Source organism: Dechloromonas sp. TW-R-39-2, from assembly GCF_016864195.1.
Classification (GTDB): domain Bacteria; phylum Pseudomonadota; class Gammaproteobacteria; order Burkholderiales; family Rhodocyclaceae; genus Azonexus.
The window spans coordinates 1,719,464-1,741,040 of sequence record NZ_CP045202.1 but is presented as its reverse complement, the minus strand read 5'-3'; the positions used below and the strand labels follow the sequence as shown (position 1 = coordinate 1,741,040).

At 58.4% G+C, this 21,577-nt stretch carries 23 protein-coding genes; 9 read left to right on the top strand and 14 right to left on the bottom strand.

Features of this window, described 5'->3' with window-relative positions:
- Position 1: 1 nt before the first annotated feature.
- From GBK02_RS08325 to GBK02_RS08300, 6 genes are all read right to left on the bottom strand, one after another.
- Entirely contained in the window at positions 2 to 244 is a 243-nt protein-coding gene (locus GBK02_RS08325; protein WP_203466222.1) for a succinate dehydrogenase assembly factor 2, read from the bottom strand.
- Positions 244 to 954 (bottom strand): succinate dehydrogenase iron-sulfur subunit, encoded by a 711-nt coding sequence (locus GBK02_RS08320; RefSeq protein ID WP_066882612.1) that lies wholly within the window; start codon positions 952 to 954, stop codon positions 244 to 246. The genes GBK02_RS08325 and GBK02_RS08320 overlap by 1 nt, the downstream gene beginning before the upstream one ends.
- A gap of 12 nt (positions 955 to 966) precedes the next feature.
- On the bottom strand, positions 967 to 2,751 hold the full coding sequence (gene sdhA / locus GBK02_RS08315) for a succinate dehydrogenase flavoprotein subunit (protein ID WP_203466221.1): 1,785 nt from the start codon (positions 2,749 to 2,751) through the stop codon (positions 967 to 969).
- A gap of 2 nt (positions 2,752 to 2,753) precedes the next feature.
- Positions 2,754 to 3,101: a succinate dehydrogenase, hydrophobic membrane anchor protein gene (sdhD, locus tag GBK02_RS08310; RefSeq protein WP_203466220.1), complete on the bottom strand. Its 348-nt coding sequence runs from the start codon at positions 3,099 to 3,101 to the stop codon at positions 2,754 to 2,756.
- A complete protein-coding gene (gene sdhC, locus GBK02_RS08305; protein ID WP_203466219.1) occupies positions 3,098 to 3,484 on the bottom strand; it encodes a succinate dehydrogenase, cytochrome b556 subunit in 387 nt (128 codons plus the stop codon). The genes sdhD and sdhC overlap by 4 nt, the downstream gene beginning before the upstream one ends.
- A gap of 138 nt (positions 3,485 to 3,622) precedes the next feature.
- Positions 3,623 to 4,378 carry a GntR family transcriptional regulator gene (locus GBK02_RS08300; protein WP_203466218.1) on the bottom strand — a complete coding sequence of 252 codons (756 nt, stop codon included), beginning with the start codon at positions 4,376 to 4,378 and terminating at the stop codon, positions 3,623 to 3,625.
- 199 nt (positions 4,379 to 4,577) lie between these two features.
- On the opposite strand from GBK02_RS08300, the gene GBK02_RS08295 reads away from it, so the two are divergent.
- The 3 genes from GBK02_RS08295 to GBK02_RS08285 all read left to right on the top strand — a co-directional run bounded on the left by GBK02_RS08295 (position 4,578) and on the right by GBK02_RS08285 (position 7,363).
- Positions 4,578 to 5,564, top strand: coding sequence for a malate dehydrogenase (locus tag GBK02_RS08295; protein ID WP_203466217.1), 987 nt, complete (start codon positions 4,578 to 4,580; stop codon positions 5,562 to 5,564).
- Positions 5,565 to 5,652: 88 nt separating this feature from the next.
- Positions 5,653 to 6,636, top strand: coding sequence for a CoA ester lyase (locus tag GBK02_RS08290; RefSeq protein ID WP_203466216.1), 984 nt, complete (start codon positions 5,653 to 5,655; stop codon positions 6,634 to 6,636).
- A complete protein-coding gene (locus GBK02_RS08285; RefSeq protein WP_239002947.1) occupies positions 6,629 to 7,363 on the top strand; it encodes a tRNA pseudouridine(65) synthase TruC in 735 nt (244 codons plus the stop codon). The genes GBK02_RS08290 and GBK02_RS08285 overlap by 8 nt, the downstream gene beginning before the upstream one ends.
- Here the strand turns inward: GBK02_RS08285 and GBK02_RS08280 are convergent.
- The 5 genes from GBK02_RS08280 to GBK02_RS08260 form a co-directional block, all read right to left on the bottom strand.
- On the bottom strand, positions 7,357 to 7,797 hold the full coding sequence (locus GBK02_RS08280; RefSeq protein WP_203466214.1) for a cyclic nucleotide-binding/CBS domain-containing protein: 441 nt from the start codon (positions 7,795 to 7,797) through the stop codon (positions 7,357 to 7,359). The two genes, GBK02_RS08285 and GBK02_RS08280, sit on opposite strands and share 7 nt — an antisense overlap.
- Before the next feature lie 172 nt (positions 7,798 to 7,969).
- Complete coding sequence (locus tag GBK02_RS08275) at positions 7,970 to 8,401, bottom strand: hypothetical protein (RefSeq protein WP_203466213.1); 432 nt, start codon at positions 8,399 to 8,401, stop codon at positions 7,970 to 7,972.
- 4 nt (positions 8,402 to 8,405) lie between these two features.
- Complete coding sequence (locus GBK02_RS08270; protein ID WP_203466212.1) at positions 8,406 to 9,560, bottom strand: porin; 1,155 nt, start codon at positions 9,558 to 9,560, stop codon at positions 8,406 to 8,408.
- A 138-nt stretch (positions 9,561 to 9,698) separates the two neighbouring features.
- Positions 9,699 to 10,187, bottom strand: a complete 489-nt coding sequence (locus GBK02_RS08265) for an ankyrin repeat domain-containing protein (RefSeq protein WP_203469248.1) — start codon at positions 10,185 to 10,187, stop codon at positions 9,699 to 9,701.
- A gap of 128 nt (positions 10,188 to 10,315) precedes the next feature.
- A complete protein-coding gene (locus GBK02_RS08260; protein ID WP_203469247.1) occupies positions 10,316 to 11,569 on the bottom strand; it encodes a nitronate monooxygenase in 1,254 nt (417 codons plus the stop codon).
- A gap of 185 nt (positions 11,570 to 11,754) precedes the next feature.
- On the opposite strand from GBK02_RS08260, the gene GBK02_RS08255 reads away from it, so the two are divergent.
- From GBK02_RS08255 to GBK02_RS08235, 5 genes are all read left to right on the top strand, one after another.
- Positions 11,755 to 12,906, top strand: a complete 1,152-nt coding sequence (locus tag GBK02_RS08255; RefSeq protein WP_239003227.1) for an NnrS family protein — start codon at positions 11,755 to 11,757, stop codon at positions 12,904 to 12,906.
- Positions 12,906 to 13,358 (top strand): YaiI/YqxD family protein, encoded by a 453-nt coding sequence (locus GBK02_RS08250; RefSeq protein WP_203469245.1) that lies wholly within the window; start codon positions 12,906 to 12,908, stop codon positions 13,356 to 13,358. Before GBK02_RS08255 ends, GBK02_RS08250 begins: the two co-directional genes overlap by 1 nt.
- 52 nt (positions 13,359 to 13,410) lie before the next feature.
- Positions 13,411 to 14,508, top strand: coding sequence for a 23S rRNA (adenine(1618)-N(6))-methyltransferase RlmF (rlmF, locus tag GBK02_RS08245; protein WP_239003226.1), 1,098 nt, complete (start codon positions 13,411 to 13,413; stop codon positions 14,506 to 14,508).
- A gap of 84 nt (positions 14,509 to 14,592) precedes the next feature.
- Positions 14,593 to 15,444 (top strand): archaetidylserine decarboxylase, encoded by an 852-nt coding sequence (gene asd / locus GBK02_RS08240; protein ID WP_203469244.1) that lies wholly within the window; start codon positions 14,593 to 14,595, stop codon positions 15,442 to 15,444.
- Between the two features lie 7 nt (positions 15,445 to 15,451).
- A complete protein-coding gene (locus GBK02_RS08235) occupies positions 15,452 to 15,757 on the top strand; it encodes a hypothetical protein (RefSeq protein ID WP_203469243.1) in 306 nt (101 codons plus the stop codon).
- On the opposite strand, the gene GBK02_RS08230 is transcribed toward GBK02_RS08235, so the two are convergent.
- Both GBK02_RS08230 and GBK02_RS08225 read right to left on the bottom strand, forming a co-directional pair.
- Entirely contained in the window at positions 15,754 to 16,989 is a 1,236-nt protein-coding gene (locus GBK02_RS08230; RefSeq protein WP_239003225.1) for a GGDEF domain-containing protein, read from the bottom strand. The two genes, GBK02_RS08235 and GBK02_RS08230, sit on opposite strands and share 4 nt — an antisense overlap.
- A gap of 13 nt (positions 16,990 to 17,002) precedes the next feature.
- Positions 17,003 to 18,097, bottom strand: coding sequence for an ABC transporter substrate-binding protein (locus GBK02_RS08225; protein WP_203469242.1), 1,095 nt, complete (start codon positions 18,095 to 18,097; stop codon positions 17,003 to 17,005).
- A 256-nt stretch (positions 18,098 to 18,353) separates the two neighbouring features.
- On the opposite strand from GBK02_RS08225, the gene GBK02_RS08220 reads away from it, so the two are divergent.
- Positions 18,354 to 18,734 (top strand): cupin domain-containing protein, encoded by a 381-nt coding sequence (locus tag GBK02_RS08220; RefSeq protein WP_203469241.1) that lies wholly within the window; start codon positions 18,354 to 18,356, stop codon positions 18,732 to 18,734.
- A 153-nt stretch (positions 18,735 to 18,887) separates the two neighbouring features.
- Here the strand turns inward: GBK02_RS08220 and acnB are convergent, their stop codons facing one another.
- Complete coding sequence (gene acnB / locus GBK02_RS08215; protein ID WP_203469240.1) at positions 18,888 to 21,476, bottom strand: bifunctional aconitate hydratase 2/2-methylisocitrate dehydratase; 2,589 nt, start codon at positions 21,474 to 21,476, stop codon at positions 18,888 to 18,890.
- Positions 21,477 to 21,577: the final 101 nt, after the last annotated feature.

Sequence of the window (21,577 nt, the reverse complement as noted above, 5' to 3'; positions counted from 1 at the left end):
CTCAACTCTTACGAAGCAACGCCACAATGGAAGTAATCCTAGGATCATCAATCTCGGCTTTTCCGGTGATGAGATCCCAAAGATCATAGTCTTCCATATCGGCTAATGCCACGAACGCCCGTTGCCCCTCTTCGTCCAGTTTATCGAAACCGTCATCGAGAAAACGCGTCAGCGTTACATCAAGTTCGAGCAAAGCCCGACGGATGCAACGCCAACGCAGGCGCTCATAGTCTTTTCGTTCCATCAGACGGCGCGACGAACCATCATGTCCTTGATCTTGCCGATGGCCTTGGTTGGGTTCAAACCCTTCGGACATACGTCAACGCAATTCATGATGGTGTGGCAACGGAACAGACGATACGGGTCTTCGAGGTTATCAAGACGCTCGTTGGTTGCCTGGTCACGGGTATCCGCGATGAAGCGATAAGCAGCCAGCAGGCCGGCCGGGCCGACGAACTTGTCCGGATTCCACCAGAAGGAAGGACAGGAGGTCGAGCAGCAGGCACACAGGATGCACTCGTACAAGCCATTCAGCTCTTCACGATCTTCCGGCGACTGGAGACGTTCACGCTCCGGAGCCGGGTCGTTGTTGATCAGGTACGGCTTGATCGAGTGGTACTGCTTGAAGAACTGGGTCATATCGACGATCAGGTCGCGAATGACCGGCAGACCTGGCAACGGACGCAACACGATCGGCTGTTTCAGGCTGTCAATGTCGGTCAGACAAGCCAGACCATTCTTGCCGTTGATGTTCATGGCATCGGAGCCACAAACACCTTCACGACAGGAACGGCGATACGAAATCGCATCATCCTTGGCTTTCAGCTTGGTCAGCGCATCAAGCAGCTTGCGGTCAGTCGGTTCGAGTTCGACCGAGATGTCCTGCATGTACGGCGCGTCGTCCTTGTCCGGATCGTAGCGATAGATACTGAATTGAACCATGCGTTTGCTCATTCTGGACTCCGATTAGTACGAGCGCGTCTTGAGCTCAACAGGCTCGACGGTCAGGGGTTGCATGTTGACCGGCTTGTAGCTGATCGAGTTATCAACCGGCGAGAACAGCGTGTGCTTCAGCCATTCCTTGTCGTTACGGCCATTCGGGAATTCGGCAGTATCCGGTGCATCGTCACGAACGTGGGCACCGCGGGACTCCTTGCGAGCCTCGGCGGAGATCATCGTTGCCTTGGCAACTTCGATCAGGTTCTCCATTTCGAGAGCTTCGGTCCGGGCCGTGTTCCAAGCCTGCGACTTGTCCTTGATTTCCAGGTTGCGCGCGGCTTTTTCAACTTCGAGAATCTTCTCGACGCCCTGCTTCAGCATGTCGCCGAAACGGAACACGCCAGCGTGATCCTGCATCGTGCGCTGCATGGCCAGACGGGTTTCGTGCACGTTGGCACCACCCTTGCGGTTATCCAGCGCTGCAATGCGGGCCAGGGTCTTGTCGGCAACATCCTTCGGCAAATCGCGATGAGCGCGGCCAGCCTTGAGATCTTCAACAGCCGAGTCACCCGCCGACTTGCCGAAGACCAGCAGATCGAGCAACGAGTTCGTACCGAGACGGTTGGCGCCGTGCACCGAAGCGCAGGCACACTCACCACCGGCGTAGAAGCCCGGGACAACGGCGTTCATGTCACCACCTTGCGGCATTACGACACGACCGGAGTAATGGGTCGGAATACCGCCCATCTGGTAGTGGCAGGTCGGCACGACCGGGAGCGGCTCTTTCAGGCAATCGACACCGGCGAACTGCAGGCCGATTTCGTGGATACCCGGCAGGCGCTTCATGATGGTCGCGGGGTCGAGGTGGGTGATGTCGAGCAGGACGTAGTCCTTGTTGACGCCACAGCCACGGCCTTCCTTGATTTCGGTTGCCATGGCGCGGGAAACCACGTCACGCGAAGCCAGATCCTTGGCGTTCGGCGCGTAGCGCTCCATGAAGCGTTCCTTGCTGCTATTACGCAGGATGCCGCCTTCACCGCGTACGCCTTCGGTAATCAGCACACCGGCACCGGCGACGCCAGTCGGGTGGAACTGCCAGAATTCCATGTCTTCGAGCGGGATGCCGGCACGAGCCGCCATACCGAGGCCGTCACCGGTGTTGATAAAGGCATTGGTCGAAGAGTAGAAGATACGGCCGGCACCGCCGGTTGCGAAAATCGTGGCGCGAGCGTGGAAAATCACGATCTGGCCAGTTTCCATTTCCATGGCGGTAACACCAAGGACATGACCTTCTTCGTCACGGATCAGGTCGAGCGCCATCCATTCAACGAAGAATTGGGTATTGGCCTTGACGTTGCGCTGATACATCGCGTGCAGCATGGCGTGACCGGTACGGTCAGCAGCAGCACAGGAACGACGCACCGGCTTTTCGCCGAAATTGGACATGTGGCCGCCGAACGGACGCTGATAGATCTTGCCGTCGTCGGTACGGTCGAAAGGCATGCCGTAGTGTTCGAGCTCGACGACCACTTCGTTAGCCTTCTTGCACATGAATTCGATCGCGTCCTGGTCGCCGAGCCAGTCGGAACCCTTGACGGTATCGTACATGTGCCACGTCCAGTGATCTTCCTCGGAGTTGCCCAGAGAGGCAGCAACACCACCCTGCGCCGCAACGGTATGCGAACGGGTCGGGAAAACCTTCGACAGCACGGCGGTCTTCAGGCCGGCTTCGGACAATTGGATTGCGGAACGCAGACCGGCACCACCGGCGCCAACGATTACCGCATCAAACTTGAGAACAGGAATACTCACGCTTACAGCCTCCAGAGAATCGCAGCAGCCCACGCCGTGTAACCCACCAGCGCAGCAATGGTCAGAACGTGCAAGCTGAGGCGAATGCCGGTCGGCTTGACGTAATCCATCCAGATATCACGCACGCCAATCCAGGCGTGGTAAAAAAGGCTGACAAAGAACAGGAAGGTCAGGAACTTGATGACGCCATTGGCAAAGATACCTTGCCAAGCTTCGAAAGAACCGGGACGAACAATCAGCAGAACAGCAACCATCAGCACAGAATAAATAGCCATGATGACGGCCGTAGCACGTTGTGCAATCCAGTCCTTGAGGCCGTAATGGGCACCGACAACAGTACGATTAATCACAGGAGCACCCCCCAGAGAACCAGGGTCAGCGGAATGCTGACTGCAAACACAACAGCTGCCGACTGACGCGCAGCCTCTTTCTCGATGCCGACATGCAGATCGAGCAACAGGAAGCGGATACCGGCGCAGAAGTGGTGAACAAACGACCAGAGGAGGCCCGCCGCCACAACCTTTGCCGGCAAGGAGGCCATCACCGCCTTGAAGGTAGCAAAAGTATCTGCTGAAGTCAGGCTAGCCGAAAACAGCCAGAGCAATACCGGGAGAAACAGGAACAAACCCACACCGCTGACGCGATGAAGAATTGATACCTTGCCCGGTAAAGGCAACCTGATAGTAGTCAAGTCCAAGTTTTTTGGACGTTTCTTGATGGTCATTTCTGCCATGAACGTCATCCCTCGCGTAAAGTTGCGGTTATCCGCTTGTACGTAGTTCGAAAAGAACCATAATTATACATTCAAAATCTGCCTGGAAACGCCAGCACAGGCTATTTCCGACCTAATCCCCAAGGACTACTTCTCCCGTCAGCCCAGATCGTTCCGGTAATAGTGATGACGCGTGCAATACAAACCGCGCCGCCACTCAACCGGTTTATTTCCATAGGTGTAGGCGGTACGCTCAACCAGCAACAAGGGCTCGCCCGACTGAACACCCAGCAAGCCGGCACTATAGGGATCCGCCGGAACGGCCCGCAAACGCTCCTCTGCGTTGATCATCCGGACCCCGTATTCACTCTCGAACAAACTATAGAGCGATCGTTCGCCACCACGCAGACGCTCGATGGACAAGCCCTCGAACTGATCTGCAAGCAGATAAATCTGATCAAACACAACCGGCTCGCCGCCGAAGCGCAGCAAACGCTCGACGCAAACAACACGCTCACCAACCGTCACACCGAGCGCAGTAGCCACTTCGACGGTTGCCTGCTGAATCACACAGGACAACGGGTCACTGACGGTATGCGCCACCCCACCCGCATCCGGAACCAGACGCAGGAAACGATAAAAGGAACGCGGGTCGCTATGCGTGGAAACAAAAGTCCCCTTCCCTTGCCGGCGCACCAGCATGTTTTCTGCTGCCATTTCATCAATGGCCTTGCGCACGGTTCCCTGACTGACGTTAAAACGCGCAGCCAACTCTCCCTCACTGGGAATGGCATCACCAGGCCCCCACTCGCCAGCCTCCAGACTGCTGATCAAAAAATCCTTGATCTGACGATATAAGGGGCTGAATGTGGGCGACGAAGTACGGGTTGCCGAACGGGAAGCTTCACGGGTCATAGTTTCAAATTTCAGCACATTTAAAGCCCAGCGTCCACGAAAAGTTATCTTATATAAGACACAAGATGAATTGACAGCTTTGCGCCGAACTTCTAACATCAATAGTCTCTCGCGCCCGCATACGCAAGACAACAGAACGACACGGGCGCTCTCGCAGAGTCAACAATTTCAACCACGCTGTTTCATACAGGAGCGATACATGTCCAAAGCCCCCATGCGCGTAGCAATTACCGGCGCCGCCGGCCAGATCGGTTATAGCCTGCTGTTCCGCATTGCCTCCGGCGAAATGCTCGGCAAAGACCAGCCGGTCATCCTTCAGTTGCTCGACCTGCCGCAAGCTCAGCAAGCCGTGAAGGGCGTGATGATGGAACTGGAAGACTGTGCCTTCCCGCTCCTGGCTGGCATGGTTGCCACCGATGATCCGAATGTCGCCTTCAAGGATGCCGACGTCTGCTTGCTGGTTGGCGCCCGTCCGCGCACCAAGGGCATGGAACGTGCCGACCTGCTGACCGCCAACGGCGCCATCTTCACCGTTCAGGGCAAGGCCATTGCCGAGAACGCCAAGGAAGACGTCAAGGTTCTGGTCGTCGGCAATCCGTGCAACACCAACGCCTTCATCGCCGCTGCTGCCGCCAAGAAGGTTGGCCGCACCAACCCGAACAACTACCACGGCATGCTGCGCCTCGATCACAACCGCGCCCTGTCGCAACTGGCCGCCAAGGCCGGCCGTGAAGTCTCTTCCCTGAAGAAACTGGTCGTCTGGGGCAACCACTCGCCGACAATGTACGCCGACTACCGCTACACCACCTCCAATGGCGACAGCGTCAAGGCCCTGATCAACGATCACGCCTGGAACAACGACGTCTTCCTGCCGACCGTCGGCAAGCGTGGCGCCGCCATCATCGAAGCGCGCGGCCTGTCCTCCGCTGCTTCGGCTGCCAACGCCGCCATCGACCACGTCCGTGACTGGGTTCTCGGCTCCGACGAATGGGTCACCATGGGTGTTCCTTCCGACGGCTCCTACGGCATCCCGGCCGGCATCGTGTTCGGCTTCCCGTGCGAGTGCAAGGGTGGCAAGTTCACCATCATCCAGGGCCTGGAAATCGACGAGTACAGCCGCGAGAAGATCAACTTCACGCTCAAGGAACTGACCGACGAAGCCGAAGCCGTCAAGGACATGCTGTAATCCAGCATTAGTTCTTAGCTGCACCAGAAAGGCCACGGTAAAATACCGTGGCCTTTTTATTTCTCTTCAATTGACGAAATTGACGATCATGCGCCATCCCAAAGCCGTTCTCTTCGCAGGCGAAAAGCCCCTCCCCACCCTTCCCGCGGTCGACCACTACGCCGGCTCGGAAAAGCTGATGCGCAAAGCGCTGCAGTTACAGAAGGAACTCGGCCCGATCTTCGACATCACCTGCGACTGTGAAGATGGCGCCCATGCCGGCGCCGAGCGGGAACATGCCGAAATGGTCGGCCGACTGATCATGAGCGAAGAAAATCTGTTCAATCGTGTCGGCGCACGGATTCATGACGTGACTCACCCGCACTGGCGCAAGGATCTTGAAATCCTGGTCGGCATCGCTGGCAATCGCCTGCCGTTCATTACACTTCCCAAGCCCTGCAGCGCAGGAGACGTTCTTGTCCAGATCGAAGCATTGCGCGAAATCGAACGTGAATTCAATGTCGACCGCAGCATTCCCGTCCATGTGCTGATCGAGACACACGGCGCCTTGCGCGAAGTCTGGGAGATCGCCGCCCTGCCTGGTGTCGAGAGCCTGGATTTTGGCCTGATGGATTTTGTTTCAGGCCACCACGGCGCCATCCCCGGCTCCGCCATGAAAAGTCCGGGCCAGTTCGAACACCCGCTGATCGTCCGCGCCAAATGCGAAATCAGTGCTGCAGCACTGGCCTGTGGCGTCATTCCGGCACACAACGTAACCACCGAGCTGAAGGATATCGAGTACATCCGGAACGATGCCCTGCGCGCGCGTAACGAGTTTGGCTACCTGCGCATGTGGAGCATTCACCCGAATCAGATCACGCCTATCGTTGAAGCCATGCGCCCCGATTTCTCCGAGGTTCAAGCTGCCGGAGAAATCTTGAGCGCTGCCCAGGACAAGGACTGGGGGCCGATCCAGCATGCCGGCAAACTGCACGACAGAGCCTCCTATCGCTATTACTGGGCGCTTCTCGAACGCGCCCACATCACCGGCATGCAATTGCCGGAACCGATCAAGCAGCGCTTCTTTGGCTGAACAACTCCCCATCCTCTTTCGGGATGAGCATATTGTCGTCATCGACAAGCCTCCGGGCTTGCTCGTTCACCGCTCAGAAATCGACCGCCACGAAACCCGTTTCGCCATCCAGATTCTGCGCGATCAGATCGGACAACGGGTTTGGCCGGCGCATCGACTTGATCGCGGCACATCCGGCGTACTGCTTTTTGCACTCAACCTCGAAACAGCCAGCAAACTCGGCCGTCAGTTCGAGGCCGGCACCGTCGACAAGCGCTACCTCGCAATTGTCCGTGGCATCCCACCGGAAAGCGGCGAGATTGATCACCCACTGACCCGCCAACGCGACAGCTACGAGTTCAAAGGAGAGAATTCGAGCGACGAGGCGCAGGCCGCATTAACCCACTACCGGCGCCTGGCATCGGTCGAACTGCCTTTCGCGGTCGACCGCTACCCGAGCAGCCGTTATGCACTCGTTGAGCTACTGCCGGTCACCGGTCGTCGCCATCAACTGCGCCGCCATCTGAAACACATCGCCCATCCGATCATTGGGGATGCCACACATGGCAAAGGACGCCACAACCGCTTTTTTGCCGAACATTTTGGCGCCAACCGCCTGCTGCTGGCCTGCACCGAATTAAGTTTCGACCACCCGATCAGCGGCCAGCGCGTCAACGTAAAAGCGCCAGTGTCGGGCGAATTTGCCACCACGCTGGCGCAACTGGGTTGGCTACCTGAAGCTCAGTAACCGATAGAGTTTTCCAGCTCTTCGAGACGCCGCATGTCGCGCTCAAGATCGACCAGATCCTGACCCAGCGCATCGCGCGCTGAAACCATACCCAGCGGCGCGCCCTGATCATCAACCACCGGAACATGGCGAAATCCGCCTTCCGCCATCATATGCAGGGCATAGGCCAGCGGCTTGTCGGCCCGGATTGTCTGTGGATCAGCCACCATCACGGAAGCAACCGACGTCGTATCGGGATCAAGACTCGCGGCCAGCACTTTGTTGAGTGCATCGCGCTCGGTAAAAATGCCGACAATCCCCTGATTTTCAAGAACCAGCAAGGCACCGATCCGCTTACTTGCCATCAAGCGGCATGCAGCACGAACACTGACATCCTTGGTCGTCGAAATCAGCGCGCGGCCCTGAACAAGATTTCCAACCAGTCTTTTAGGCATTTTTGTCTCCGTTATTGAATTCAATAGTAACGACATATTTACCAAAATCACCACAACAAGCAATAGCTGTTACTGCGACTTGATAACGGCAATCACAATCGCAATAAAGATGATGACCATGCCGATCAGTTCAGGGTTCAATCCAGTTTCGCCTTATTGTCGATCACCAATGTTACGGTTTGAATTCATAGATCACGCGGACCCGCGCATCTGCTTTCGCCAAATCGACAAATCCGATGCCACCTGGCTGCGTTGCAACCCACTTGATAACCTCCTCTGCATTGGCAACACGCACAGGAGGCCGCATTCGCCCGGAAAACATCTGGCGCGACCAGTAGGCATCGACATCAGCCAGATCCTTGCCGACCAGTGCCGCATAAAAACGGGCACGCTCGGGCACACCATCGACCAGGTCGACAGGCTGTGCCTCAAGACCATTAAAGAACTGCCGGTAGCGACCAAAGAAAATATTGATCACCTCGTTGCGCGTCATCGCGGCAACACCACTTCGGGCATTGACGATCACCACCAGTTCAGCCTGGGCATGGCCTGCACAACACAAGGTCAGGCCAATCAGGAGATTTTTTATTTGGCGGAGACTCATGGCGTCAGAAGATGAAATCCATGGTCAGCGAAAAAACATCCATCTTCCCGTTCCAGGCCGGCGTCTCCTTCCGGTAAGGAAGAATCGAGGCGGACTCGCCACGAATGGCATCCCACTGGGCCTTGAGGGCAACATTGCGCACGACATCCCAGCGCGCACCGACAATGGTAGTCTGCTGGTCGGCATGACTGTCAGCCATGATCGAAGCCACCACCGGGTTCAATGTCCGGCCACGGGTATCCGAAGAAACGCGGGAATAGCCAAGGTACGGCGTTACGGGACCAATGCGGTAGCCTGCCAGGGCATATCCCGAAGTCGAAGACTCGAAAGCTTCGCTACCCTGCTCGCAACGATTCAACATCAATTGCAACTGCCACGGTCCACGATCATAAATGGCACCAATTGAATAATAGTGGCTGCGGGTATTGGCCGTCGTCAAATGCGCCGCCCCCAGCTGGGCGAGCGCAGCCGGCAAATAAGCCGATAAAACATCGTTGACCGGGAGATTGCTCCGAAAACGGATATTGGCGTAGCTCAGGCGCAGCAACCAGGCCCCCGTCTGATAATCGACAAACCCGCCGGTCATTGCCGAGCCATCGATTTTCCACTGCTTGTCGGCCAGCGGCACATTGCCATCCGAAACGCCGTAATACAGCTTGCCGCGCAAGACGGAATCGCCCAATGGCAAAGTCGCCACAGCATCCGCACCATCGATGCTGTAAAACGGCAGATACCAGAAAAAATCACCTGGCGGACGCGCCGTCATGAAGGAATAACCGACCAGACGCGAGTCGGCCATCATGAAAAACTCGGTTCCCAGACGACCGGCACGCAAGCTGAGTAGCGGCGTCGGGTCATACTTCAGGTAAGCCCAGGCAATTTCCGGAGTAAAACTCTGGTCGAAGCGATAGCGACTGACGCCCTGAACAACTGCTTCCAGTTGCGGGCTGACTTGCCAATTGGCCTGCAAGCCGAGCAGGCTATCAAGACGCCCATCCCATTTTTTACGAACCCCGGTCGGCTGTGACAGATCCCGGACAAACTCAGCATCGTTGCTGGTCGTCCGCGCCATGCCGAGCGTCCCGAAACCATGCAGGCTGAAATTGCTGGCGACATCGTCAGCCAGCGCTGGCGAACCAGACAATGCAACTGCAAACATGCCGGCCAGACCCTGCTTCAACAACTTTGAGCGGGGTGCTCGAACCTGAAAAAGGGAAAATAGGCGGTTGCGCATGGCAAAAGAATAAAAATCAGAACTTGTGAATATATATCAGGCCCAACACAAAGACATCCCTGCTCAGCAAGGCTTCCCGGCTTTGCACCCTTTAAGTATCCAAAGCGAAATCACCCCCGACGCTTCGTTGGCCATCGCCTTGCGGGCCATCGAGGTTGGATCGCGCCCGGCGTTGGTCTTGGCATAAGGATCGGCACCCGCCTCAAGCAACAAGCGGGCATGACGTGCGTTTTGCGAGTAAGCCGCCAGATGCAGCGGCATCGTGCCATCGTTATCCCGTGCATTCGGATCTGCACCGGCCGCAATCAGCGTCTGCAGCGCACTAAGATCGGGATTGGTCGCCGCCAGGTGCAGCGGTGTCGAGCCCTGCGCAGTTCGTTGATCACGAGCCGCCGGCTGCGCCTTGAGCAAAGCAGCCACCTGAGCGCCGCTTCCTGTGCGTGCCGCATCGTGAATCGGCTGGTCGCGCCCGCTGGACGAGAGCTCTTCCGCCAGGCCTGCGACGCAAACCGACAAACCTGCAAGCAACAATACTGTGTTCAGAAATTTCATTTTCCACTCCGGGACAAGTCTGGTGCAATTCTAGGAATCAGGCGCCGAATCAAGAATGATTCTGATCAAGCCCCAAAAAGCAAAAAGCCCGGCGACGAATCAACCGGGCTTTCCAAAATGGAAGAGGATCAGGCCTCTTGTGCCGGCAAGGCGAGTTTTTGATCGGTACTGAACTGGTAATCCTTGAAGATGTGTTCAGCCGACAGGATCTGGTAGCTGCCATCGGCCCGCTTGTGCGTCGTATCCTTCAGACGATAAGTCAGGTGACCGCAGGTCCAGAGATCAAAATTACGCATGTGCGTGCACAGACAGGTCTTGTCCATGACCGAAATCTTGCGCTGCTCGGGATGCGCTGCCACTTCGCGGTTGTACGCCGTGACATAGGCGCATTTGCCGTTGGCATCCAGCAGGTAGCCGTAGGCTTCGCAGTTCGGACGAATTCCGTCGCCGATAGCCGGGCTGCCCTTGAGCATGCGCATCGGGTAGCCGGTCGGCGAAATCTGGTTGACCTCGATATCGTCTTCGCTGGCCTTGAAGTATTCCTGCTGGACTTTTTCCGGCAGACCACATTCCTTGGCGACAGTAAAACGCGTTGCCACTTGCACGGCGGCCGAGCCGGTTTCAAGGAAGGCGCTCGCGTCGCTGCCGGTGAAGATACCGCCGGCCGGGATAACCGGGATGTCGAGATGTTCGTTTTTCAGGAACTGGATGACTTCGGTAACGATCGTCAGCAGATCGTACTCGGCCCAATCCATGCCGAAACCAAGGTGACCGCCGGCCAACGGGCCTTCGACGACGATGTAGTCAGGTAGACGGTTGGTCCGGGCAGTCTTCTTCAGGAACAGTTGCAGCGCACGAACCGAGGAAACGATGATGCCCAGCTTGGCATCGCGGAAACGCGGGTGATCCTCGATCAGACCGAACGAGCCGAGATGCAGGCCGGCAGCCAGCGTAATGCCGTCGATACCGGCATCGAGCGCAGCCGTCATGCGAACCTTGAGCGTCTCTTTCGGGGCGTTCATGGTCAGTTTTTCCATGCAGTTCACGAAAACCAGGCCGGAGCCCTGCTTGCGTTCCATGGTGCTGGCCACATGCAGACGCGTGGCTTCGGCGATTTTGCCAAGGTCGAACTTGACCGGTGACTTGTCTTCGTTTTCTGCGTTGTATTTGTAGAGCGCGAGCTTTTCCTTGACGAATTTCGTCTTGTAGCGACGGTCTGTCACGGTTTTGATCATCGCGTCGGAGATGTGCCCGACGCCACCCAGACGGGCAGCCTCCAGAGCCAGATCGGCCGTCGAGATATCAACCCCCATGCCACCGATCATGATAGGCACAAGCTCATGCTTGCCCAACCGCAAGCGGAAATCGTCCACACGCTTCATTGCTATCCTTCAGAAGAGCAGCCGGGCCTCTATGCGATATCGCAAGCACGGCTAAGGGCGGGATTTTACGCCAATGTGACGCTTCTTGCTCGCTCACTCTGGGATAAATCAAGATCAACTTGTCCCGGCGTCGTTAAACTTGCCACTTTGCAATGCACTGTACCGAAAGGTTTTCGATGTCCCTGATGACCCATCCGCTGTGGCTGGTCGGCTTTCGTCCCTTCTTCGCACTGGCCTGCCTGGCCGGGATGATTCTGCCCTTTTCGTGGGCGCTGATCTTCAGCGGCAGTCTGCCGGCACCGGCAACAAGCTTCTCGGCCATCCAGTGGCACGCACATGAAATGTTCTTTGGTTTTGGCTGGGCAGTTCTCGGCGGCTTCCTGCTAACCTCGACGAAAAACTGGGTCAATATTCGCGGCTACCATGGTGCCGCGCTGATCTGGCTGGCGGCCGCCTGGCTGATCGAGCGCCTCGGAATGAGTTTCGGCGGACAATGGCCGGCCCCCTTGTTTGCCCTGTCGAACAACCTTTTTCTCGGCAGCATCATTGGCATGCTGTTGTGGACACTGCTGCGCCACCGCAATCGTGACAACTATCGCGACAACGCCTTTTTCATTGTCATGCTCCCCGCTTTCCTCGTCGCCAAGTACCTGATGCTCCATGGCGACCACTTTGCCGCTGGCTACAACATGGCCATTGGCCTGTTCCGGATGGCTTTCCTGGTCATGCTCGAACGCACGCTGACCCAGTTCATGAAGGCCGCCTTCCAGGTGCAAATCCTGCGCCAGCCCAAACTCGACATGGCAATCAAGCTGCTCGGCTTGTTGATGGTCATCGAATTTGCCCTGCCCCGGCCGTTGACCGCAGCAATCGCGCTGCTGCTGGCCGCGCTGCTGGGCGTGCGTTTCATCTTCTGGAAACCGCTGCTGGCCTTCAAGCGGATCGACATCGGGATCATGTATGTCGGCTACCTGGCCATCGTTGCCCAATTAATCATTGAAGCGCTCGGCCAGCTTTTCAACCAGGTCTGGATCGGCAGCCTTTCAGTCCATATCTTTACTTTTGGCGCCATGGGTACGGTCATTCCGGCCATGCTGATCCGCATTTCAAAAGGCCACACCGGGCGCAAAGTCGTTTTCGACGGCCTCGACCGGATGGCGCTTTACATCACATTGCTCGGCCTGTTCGTCCGGGTCATTGCCCCCCAATGGTTCCCCGAACGCTACCCAATGTGGATCCATCTGGCGGCCAGCTGCTGGTTGCTCACCTTCGGCATCCTTGGATGGCGGTATATTCCCATCCTTTTGCAGCCGCGAATCGACGGCAAGGAACACTGATGCAAATCTGGGTCGATGCCGACGCCTGCCCGAGCGTCATCAAGGAAATCATTTTTCGTGCGGCCGAGCGGCTCAAGATCGAGACCATCCTGGTCGCCAACCAGATGCTGCGCACGCCGCCATCACGGTACATCCGGGCAATCCAGGTGCCGTCCGGCTTCGATGTCGCCGACCGGCACATCGTCGAACAACTGACCCCGGGCGATCTCGTCATCACGGCCGACATTCCGCTGGCCTCCGGGGTCATTGAACGCGGCGGCCACGCCTTGAATCCGCGCGGCGAGCTGTACACCGAAGCCAATATCCGCGAGCGGCTGACAATGCGCAATTTCATGGAAGAACTGCGCAGCGCCGGCATTGAAACCGGGGGGCCGGCAGCCTTCAGCCAGGCGGATCGGCAAGCCTTCGGCAACACCCTGGACCGCTTTCTGGCCAAACACATGGCGGCCTGAGCGGCCGGCCGTGGGATACTTCGAGCATTCACGCCCAGAAAAAGAACGAAACATGTCCGCAAAAACCCCGCCGGCCGCCCCTCCGGGCAAGCCCGCCAAGCCTTCCAGACCGAAGGTCAGCAAGCCCGTCGTCGCCAAGGCCGAATTGCACCCGCGCAACAAGAATCTCAATGGCTACGATTTCCCGGCAATGCTGGAAGTCGCTCCAGCGCTGAAGCGATTCATCAAAACGACCCCAGCTGGCACGCTGAGCATCGATTTCGCCAATCCCGCAGCCGTCAAGGCATTGAACCGCGCCCTGCTGGCGCTGCACTACAAAACCTGCGGCTGGGAAATTCCGGCTGGCTACCTTTGTCCGCCGATTCCCGGCCGGGCCGACTACATCCACCACGCTGCCGACCTGCTGGCCAGTTGCAACAAAAAAGCCATTCCGACCGGTGCCGGCGTTCGCATTCTCGATATCGGTGTCGGTGCCAATTGCGTTTACCCCCTGGTCGGGCATGCGGAATATGGCTGGAGCTTCCTCGGTGCCGATATCGACGAAGCGGCACTGGCCAATGCCCAGATGATTCTGGGCAAAAATCCCGGGTTGACCGCAGCAGTCGAACTGCGCCACCAGACCGTCTGGGACAATATCTTCGTCGGCCTGCTGCGCTCGGGCGAAACCTTTGACCTGTCGATGTGCAATCCGCCTTTCCACAATTCGCCCGACGAAGTATTGGCCGTCAGCCAGCGCAAGTGGAACAATCTGGGCAAACCCGGCGCCCAGAAAGGGGCCAGCCAGCCGCGCCTCAACTTTGGCGGCGGCGGGACGGAACTGTGGTGCAACGGCGGCGAACGCGCCTTCGTCAAGCTGATGATCGAGCAAAGCGCAACGATTCCGAAGCGGGTCATGTGGTTCACCAGCCTGGTATCGAAAGCGGAGAATCTGGAACACATCGAACTGGCGCTGAAAAAAGCCCACGTCGTCGATTCGCGCATCATTCCGATGGGCCAGGGTCAGAAACAGAGCCGCATGGTGGCCTGGACCTTTACCGGCAACGGCGACCGCGAGAAATGGCGCAAGGCACGCTGGTCGACCGCAGCAAGCTCATTTGCCGGCACGCCGGAAGCGCAGGGCGAAGTCGCCCCCGAGAGCGCGGCTGACTGAGGCGAAAACAGCGCAACAGCATTACCCCCGCTGGAATCAGGGCTACCGGTATAATGGCCGGTCCCTATTTCAGCGAACTCCATCGTGTCCGATCGTCTCGCCGTACTGCCCCAATACCTGCTGCCCAAGCAGGCCCTGACTCTTCTGGCCGGAAAACTGGCCAGCGCCGAAGCTGGCGCCATGACCACCGGCGTGATCAACTGGTTTGTTCGCCGCTACGGCGTCAACATGGCTGAAGCAGCCAATCCGGATACAGCCAGCTACAAGAGCTTCAACGAATTCTTTACCCGCCCGCTCAAGGCCGATGCCCGACCACTGGCCGGGGCAGATTTTCTCTGCCCGGTGGATGGAGCGATCAGCCAGTTCGGCCCGATCGAGCGCGACCAGATCTTTCAGGCCAAGGGCCACACTTATTCGACGACCGCCCTGGTCGGCGGCGACCGCGAACTGGCCGCACAATTTGAAAACGGCAGCTTTGCCACGCTCTATCTCAGCCCGCGCGACTATCACCGCATTCACATGCCGGTCGATGGCCGCCTGACGCGCATGATCCACGTCCCGGGCGCATTGTTCTCGGTCAATCCGACCACCGCCCGCGGTGTTCCTGGCCTGTTTGCCCGTAATGAACGCGTCGTCTGCGTCTTTGATTCAGCCACCGGCCCGTTTGTGCTGGCCCTCGTTGGCGCGACCATTGTCGGCAGCATGTCCACCGTCTGGCATGGCGTGGTCAATCCGCCCCGCCCCGGCGTTGTCCGCGAATGGCGCTACGATGAAAATACTGCGGTCAACCTGAAAAAAGGCGAAGAAATGGGCCGCTTCCTGCTCGGCTCAACGGTCGTCATGCTCTTCCCGAAGAATGCGCTCAACTTCAACCCGGCATGGGCGCCTGCTCGCCCCCTGCGCATGGGTGAGGTGATGGGCCACAAACCGGGCTGACGCCAGCGTGGCCACACCGGAAAACAGCCTCGCCGGGCGACTGATTTCACGCTTGCTGGGGGCCGTGCTGCTCTGCGGCCTGATCTGGTACGCACTGCACAACTCCCCGGCCCCGCTCCTCGCCTTCCTGGGCATTGCTTCGGCCCTGATCTCGATTCGTATCGGCCAACGCGGCGAACAACGCTACGGTCGACGCGTCCCGGTCACGGAAATGATTGCGCTCGGTCGGCAAGGGGATCGTGCCATGCTGGTTGGCGGGATTGCCGGCTTCCTGATGCTCGGCTTTTTCGCCGCCGCCTGGTTCGCCTTCTAGGGGGACGGCAAGGTCCGGTTGCGTCCGGCCTGCTTGGCCACATAAAGCAGGCTATCCGCCTTTTGCAGCAGCACCTGAACCGAATCTCCCTCGCTATATTGGGCGACCCCGAAGCTGGCAGTGATATTCAGTGCCTTGTCATTGCAGAAAACCACTTCCCGCTCAATGGCCAGACGCAGGCGTTCTGCCGTTGAAACAGCTTCGTTAAGCCCGGTTTCGGCCAAAACGATGACAAATTCCTCGCCTCCGTAGCGAGCCACCCAATCGACATCGCTGCGCAACAAGCGCTGGAAAATACCGGCCACGGCTTTCAGGACCTGATCACCGGCCCAATGGCCGTGCAGGTCATTGACCTGCTTGAAATGGTCGATGTCGCAAAAAGCCACCGATAGCGGACGCTCGTAACGCTCGGCCCGCTCCAGTTCCTGCACGATGCGTTCATTGAACAGCCGGCGATTGAAGCAGCCGGTCAGCGAATCGACGCTCGACAGATGCTGGATCGACAGCATCGCCGTTTCGAGTTCCTGCGTACGCTGGGCAACCAACTCATCGAGATTGGCGATATAGCCATTCACGCCATCCTGAAGCACCTTGAAACCATCGACCACCAGATCGATTTCATCCCTGATATGGCCATCGGGACGTTCAAGCTTGAGTGGCGTCGTCAATCTGTCCGGCGTCAGCGTAGCGACGAAACGCGCGATGTGACGCAAGGGATCAGCCAGTTCGCGCTTGAGAAAATAGACCACCAGGGTGCAGATCAGAAAAGTCAGGATGCCGTAGCCGAGGAGCGCGACGGCAACGTTGTAGAGCATTTCACGATAGAAAGCCTGTGGATTTTCGTAGATATCCAGCCTGCCGAGATGCCCGGCTGGGCGCCCAGGCGGAGGAATATCGAAACGTACGGCAGTCCGCTTGTCGGTCGGCGGCGACTCTCCGGCCGTGAATACCTGGCCGGTTGAGACGGTCAGGGAAACAAAACCGATCTGGGGTTTTTCTGCGATGGCATCAAGCTGCCGCTGAACGATGTCGGGTTCAATATCCCAAATGCTGATCGACAGGAGCGGGATATTGGAGCGCCCGACATCCCTGACCTGCATTTCAAATTCGTTCTGAACGTGAAAATAGGAAAAAACTGCCTGAATGCTGCCGATCAGACAGGCACAAAGCGTCGCCCAGCGCCAGATGGCGCGCATCAATGAAGTGGCAATCGGACGAAAATCGACGCTCACACTTTTTTCCCGGTCAACGCAGCAATTGCTCGAAATTGAAATCGTAGCGCTTCAGCGACGGGTTCAGGACCTTGCTGTAACGCTTGAAATCAATCCGTTCAAAACGCATGTCGCCATACCGCTCAAGAAACCGGTCAGCCAGGCGCGGCGTGAAGGAGGCAAACATCGACTGATCCAGCTCCAGACCTTCCTCGGCGAAATCACGCCCGTGGTGATAGTCGTAAAGCATCACCAGCGACCATGCACCGGCGATGAAATGTCCGCCGGACAGCGCCGCCAGCCTGCCCGACTTGAGCGCATCCATCGCCTCGTTCGACGTATTGATGCCGCTGAACCAGGCATCCCTGCCGGCTTTGCCGCCTCGACTCTCCCAGGCCTGCATCGCACCGAAGGCCATCAGATCGCTGCCGGCCCAGACCAGCCGGGCATCCGGGTAACGCTGGTATAGCCAGCCCGCCTGCTCGGCCGCCTTATCCTTCGACCAGGCGGCGAACACTTCCTGATCGAGCACGACATCGGGCGCCTCGGCAATGGCTCGCCGCATCCCGGCGCTGCGTCGATGCGAACTCGGTGTCGAACGGTCACCGGCAAGCGCCAGCAAATGCAGCTTGCCATCCTTGCCTGCCGCACCGACCCGGCGCCCGGTTTCAATCAGTTTCCTGGCCGTCTGGTAACCCGCATCTTCGGCGTGAACCTCCAGCGACCCGAGCCAGCCTTTGAAGCGCGTGCGCGGTAGGCCAATGGCCAATCGGTCAGCCGGATCCGAAAGCCCGCTGTACGCCATGAAGGTCTTGATTCCCGCTGCATCGAAAAGCCGCAGCAATTCAGGCCCAGTCGCGTAATCGTTGCTGAAAACGACATAATCGGGGCGCTCCCCGGCTGGTCGGGCAATGATCTTCCGGGCGATTTCAAGCAGCCGGGTGTGCTGGCGTTCGGCGTAATGAACTTCGAAACGAATATCGAGGCTGTTCGCAGCCTGCGCCATCAAGCGCGCCGATGACAGCCAGAACGCCTCGTCAGCCTTGCCCGGATTAAGCAGTGCCACCGACATGGCCATGGCTGGCAAGGTCAACAAAAGCCCGACGAACAAAACCAGACGATGACGCATCGTAAAATCAATTAAACATTAATTAATCAGTGTAACGCAGCCTAATCCGCTTAATGGGAGAAGTAGCGCCGAAATCATGTATTTACCGCGGTCGACCGCAAAAATACGAAGCGTCTCTGACCAGCCACCGAGCATCAAGTTCAAGCCTCTTTGAACAGGCAAGCCACGATCAATCGTGATTTACTTTACAGTACCACCATTTGCCTTGACTGCCCCGCCTCATCGCCAGGCAGCACCGACTTCCCCTGGAGCCCGCATGGACAAGCACCTCAGCCGTTACGATGACGCCCAACCCTTTATCACCAAGGATGGTTCGGAAATACGCGAATTGATGCACCCGAATCACCACGGCAATCAAGCGCAAAGCCTGGCCGAGGCCACGGTGTACAGCGGTCAGCGCACCCTGCTCCACCGCCACCGCAACACGGAAGAGCTTTACCACGTCACCGCCGGCCAAGGCACGATGATTCTGGGCGACCAGCGCTTCGCAATCAGTGTTGGCGACACCATCCTGATCCCCCCCGGCACACCACACGCCCTGCACAACACCTGGCCGGTGCCGCTACGCATCCTGTGCTGCTGCTCTCCGGCATACGATGCCGCCGATACGGAAATACTCGACGACCGACAAACCTGAATCAAGGCATGCTTCGCGAACTTGCCGTGAAGCATCTCAGCCAGACAAAAGCCCCCGCCGGTTTCCCGACGGGGGCTTTTTCTTGTTTGCTACACCCCAAGAATGCTTCCTTCGGGGCGCGGTCGACCGGGAAAACCGGTCGATTTTCGCAACTTACATCTCGACGGTCGCAGCGACTTCAACGAACTCCGGAATCTGGTCGAAGTTCATGTAGCGATAGACTTCAGCTGCCTTGGCATTCACCAGCTTGATCTGCTCCATATATTCCGCCACGGTCACGATCCGACCTGCCAGCGCGCACATGGCGGCCAGTTCGGCAGAACCCAGATAAACCTGGGTGTCGATACCGAGGCGGTTCGGGAAGTTGCGGGTCGAGGTGGAGATCGCGGTGGAACCCTTGCGGATCTGTGCTTGGTTACCCATACACAGCGAGCAGCCCGGCATTTCCATGCGCGCACCGGACTTGCCGAGGACGCCGTAGTAGCCTTCTTCGGTCAGGATCAGCGCGTCCATCTTGGTCGGCGGAGCGATCCACAGACGGGTCGGGATGTCGGACTTGCCTTCGAGGACCTTGCCGGCGGCACGGAAGTGGCCGATGTTGGTCATGCAGGAACCGATGAAGACTTCGTCGATCTTGGCGCCGGCGACTTCGGAGAGGACCTTGACGTCGTCCGGATCGTTCGGGCAGGCCAGGATCGGCTCGGTAACTTCGGCCAGGTCGATTTCAATGACCGCAGCGTACTGGGCGTTGGCATCGGCCTTGAGCAGCGTGCCGTTGGCGATCCAGTCTTCCATGGCGTTGATACGACGCTTCAGGGTGCGGGCATCCGAGTAGCCTTCGGCGATCATCCACTTCATCAGGGTGATGTTCGAACGCATGTACTCGACCATCGGTTCCTTGTTCAGGGCGACGGCACAGGCGGCAGCGGAACGCTCGGCGGCAGCATCGGACAGCTCGAATGCTTGCTCAACCTTGAGGTTCGGCAGGCCTTCGATTTCGAGGATGCGGCCGGAGAAGACGTTCTTCTTGCCCTTCTTCTCGACGGTCAGCAGACCGGCCTTGATGGCGTACAGCGGAATGGCATTGACCAGATCACGCAGGGTGATGCCCGGTTGCATTTCGCCCTTGAAGCGGACCAGCACGGATTCCGGCATGTCGAGCGGCATGACGCCGGTGGCAGCGGCAAAAGCGACCAGACCGGAACCGGCCGGGAAGGAGATGCCGATCGGGAAACGAGTGTGCGAGTCACCGCCGGTGCCGACGGTATCCGGCAGCAGCAGGCGGTTCAGCCAGGAGTGGATGACGCCGTCGCCCGGACGCAGCGCAACGCCGCCACGGGTGCTGATGAAGGACGGCAGTTCGCGGTGCATGCGCACGTCGACCAGCTTCGGATAAGCGGCGGTGTGGCAGAAGGACTGCATGACCATGTCGGCGGAGAAGCCGAGGCAGGCCAGGTCCTTCAGTTCATCGCGGGTCATCGGACCAGTGGTGTCCTGGGAACCGACGGTGGTCATCTTCGGCTCGCAGTAGGTGCCCGGCAGGATGCCGGTCACGCCGCAGGCCTTGCCGACCATCTTCTGCGCCAGCGAGTAACCCTTGCCGTCGTCGGCCGGGTTCTGCGGCAGGCGGAACAGGGTGGATTGCGGCAGCTTGAGGAATTCGCGGGCCTTGGTGGTCAGGCCGCGACCGATGATCAGGGGGATACGACCGCCAGCACGGACTTCGTCGAGGATGACGAGGGTCTTGAGCTGGGATTCGGCGATGGTGGCACCGTTCTTGGTGGCAACAACCTTGCCGGTGGCCTGGTCGACGGTCAGTTCGATCTCGTCGCCCATGTCCATCTGGTCAGCAGCGATTTCGATCGGCAGCGCGCCGGCATCTTCCATCGTGTTGAAGAAGATCGGAGCGATCTTGGAGCCGAGGCAGACGCCGCCGAAACGCTTGTTCGGGACGAACGGGATGTCTTCACCGGTGAACCACAACACGGAGTTGGTGGCGGATTTGCGGGAAGAACCGGTACCGACCACGTCACCGACGTAGGCGATCAGGTTGCCCTTGGCAGCCAGCTTTTCCAGTTGCTTGATCGGGCCGCGCGAACCCGGCTCGTCGGCTTCGATACCCGGACGCGGGTTCTTCAGCATGGCCAGCGCGTGCAGCGGGATGTCAGGACGCGACCAGGCATCCGGAGCCGGCGACAGGTCGTCGGTGTTGGTTTCGCCAGTGACCTTGAAAACGGTCAGCTTCTGCGAAGCCGGGACAGCCGGGCGTGAGGTGAACCACTCGCCATCGGCCCAGGATTGCATGACGTTCTTGGCGTTGGCGTTGCCGGCCTTGGCCAGTTCAGCGACATCGTGGAAGAAGTCGAACACCAGCAGGGTCTTCTTCAGACCTTCAGCAGCAACCGCACCGCAGGTGCCGCAGCCGAGCAGGTCGATCAGCGGCTTGACGTTGTAACCGCCGAGCATGGTGCCGAGCAGTTCGGTGGCTTTTTCCTTGGAAATCAGGGCGCAGGCTTCTTCGCCCTTGGCAACCTTGGCCAGGAACTCGGCCTTGACCTTGGCGGCATCATCGACACCTGCCGGTACGCGGTAGGTGATCAGCTCGACCAGGGCAGCTTCTTCGCCCTTCGGCGGATTCTTCAGCAGGCCGACCAGTTCGGTGGTCTGTTGCTTGGACAGGGGCAGCGGCGGGATACCGAGGGCTGCACGCTCTGCTACGTGGGCGCGATAGGCTTCAAGCACGGCGACTTCCTTTCGTAAAGGGTTGCTCTGGGAAAACGAATATTTTACGACAATGGCGGCGGCCCGATGGTTCGGTTTACTGCAACCCCAAGCCGGCTCGC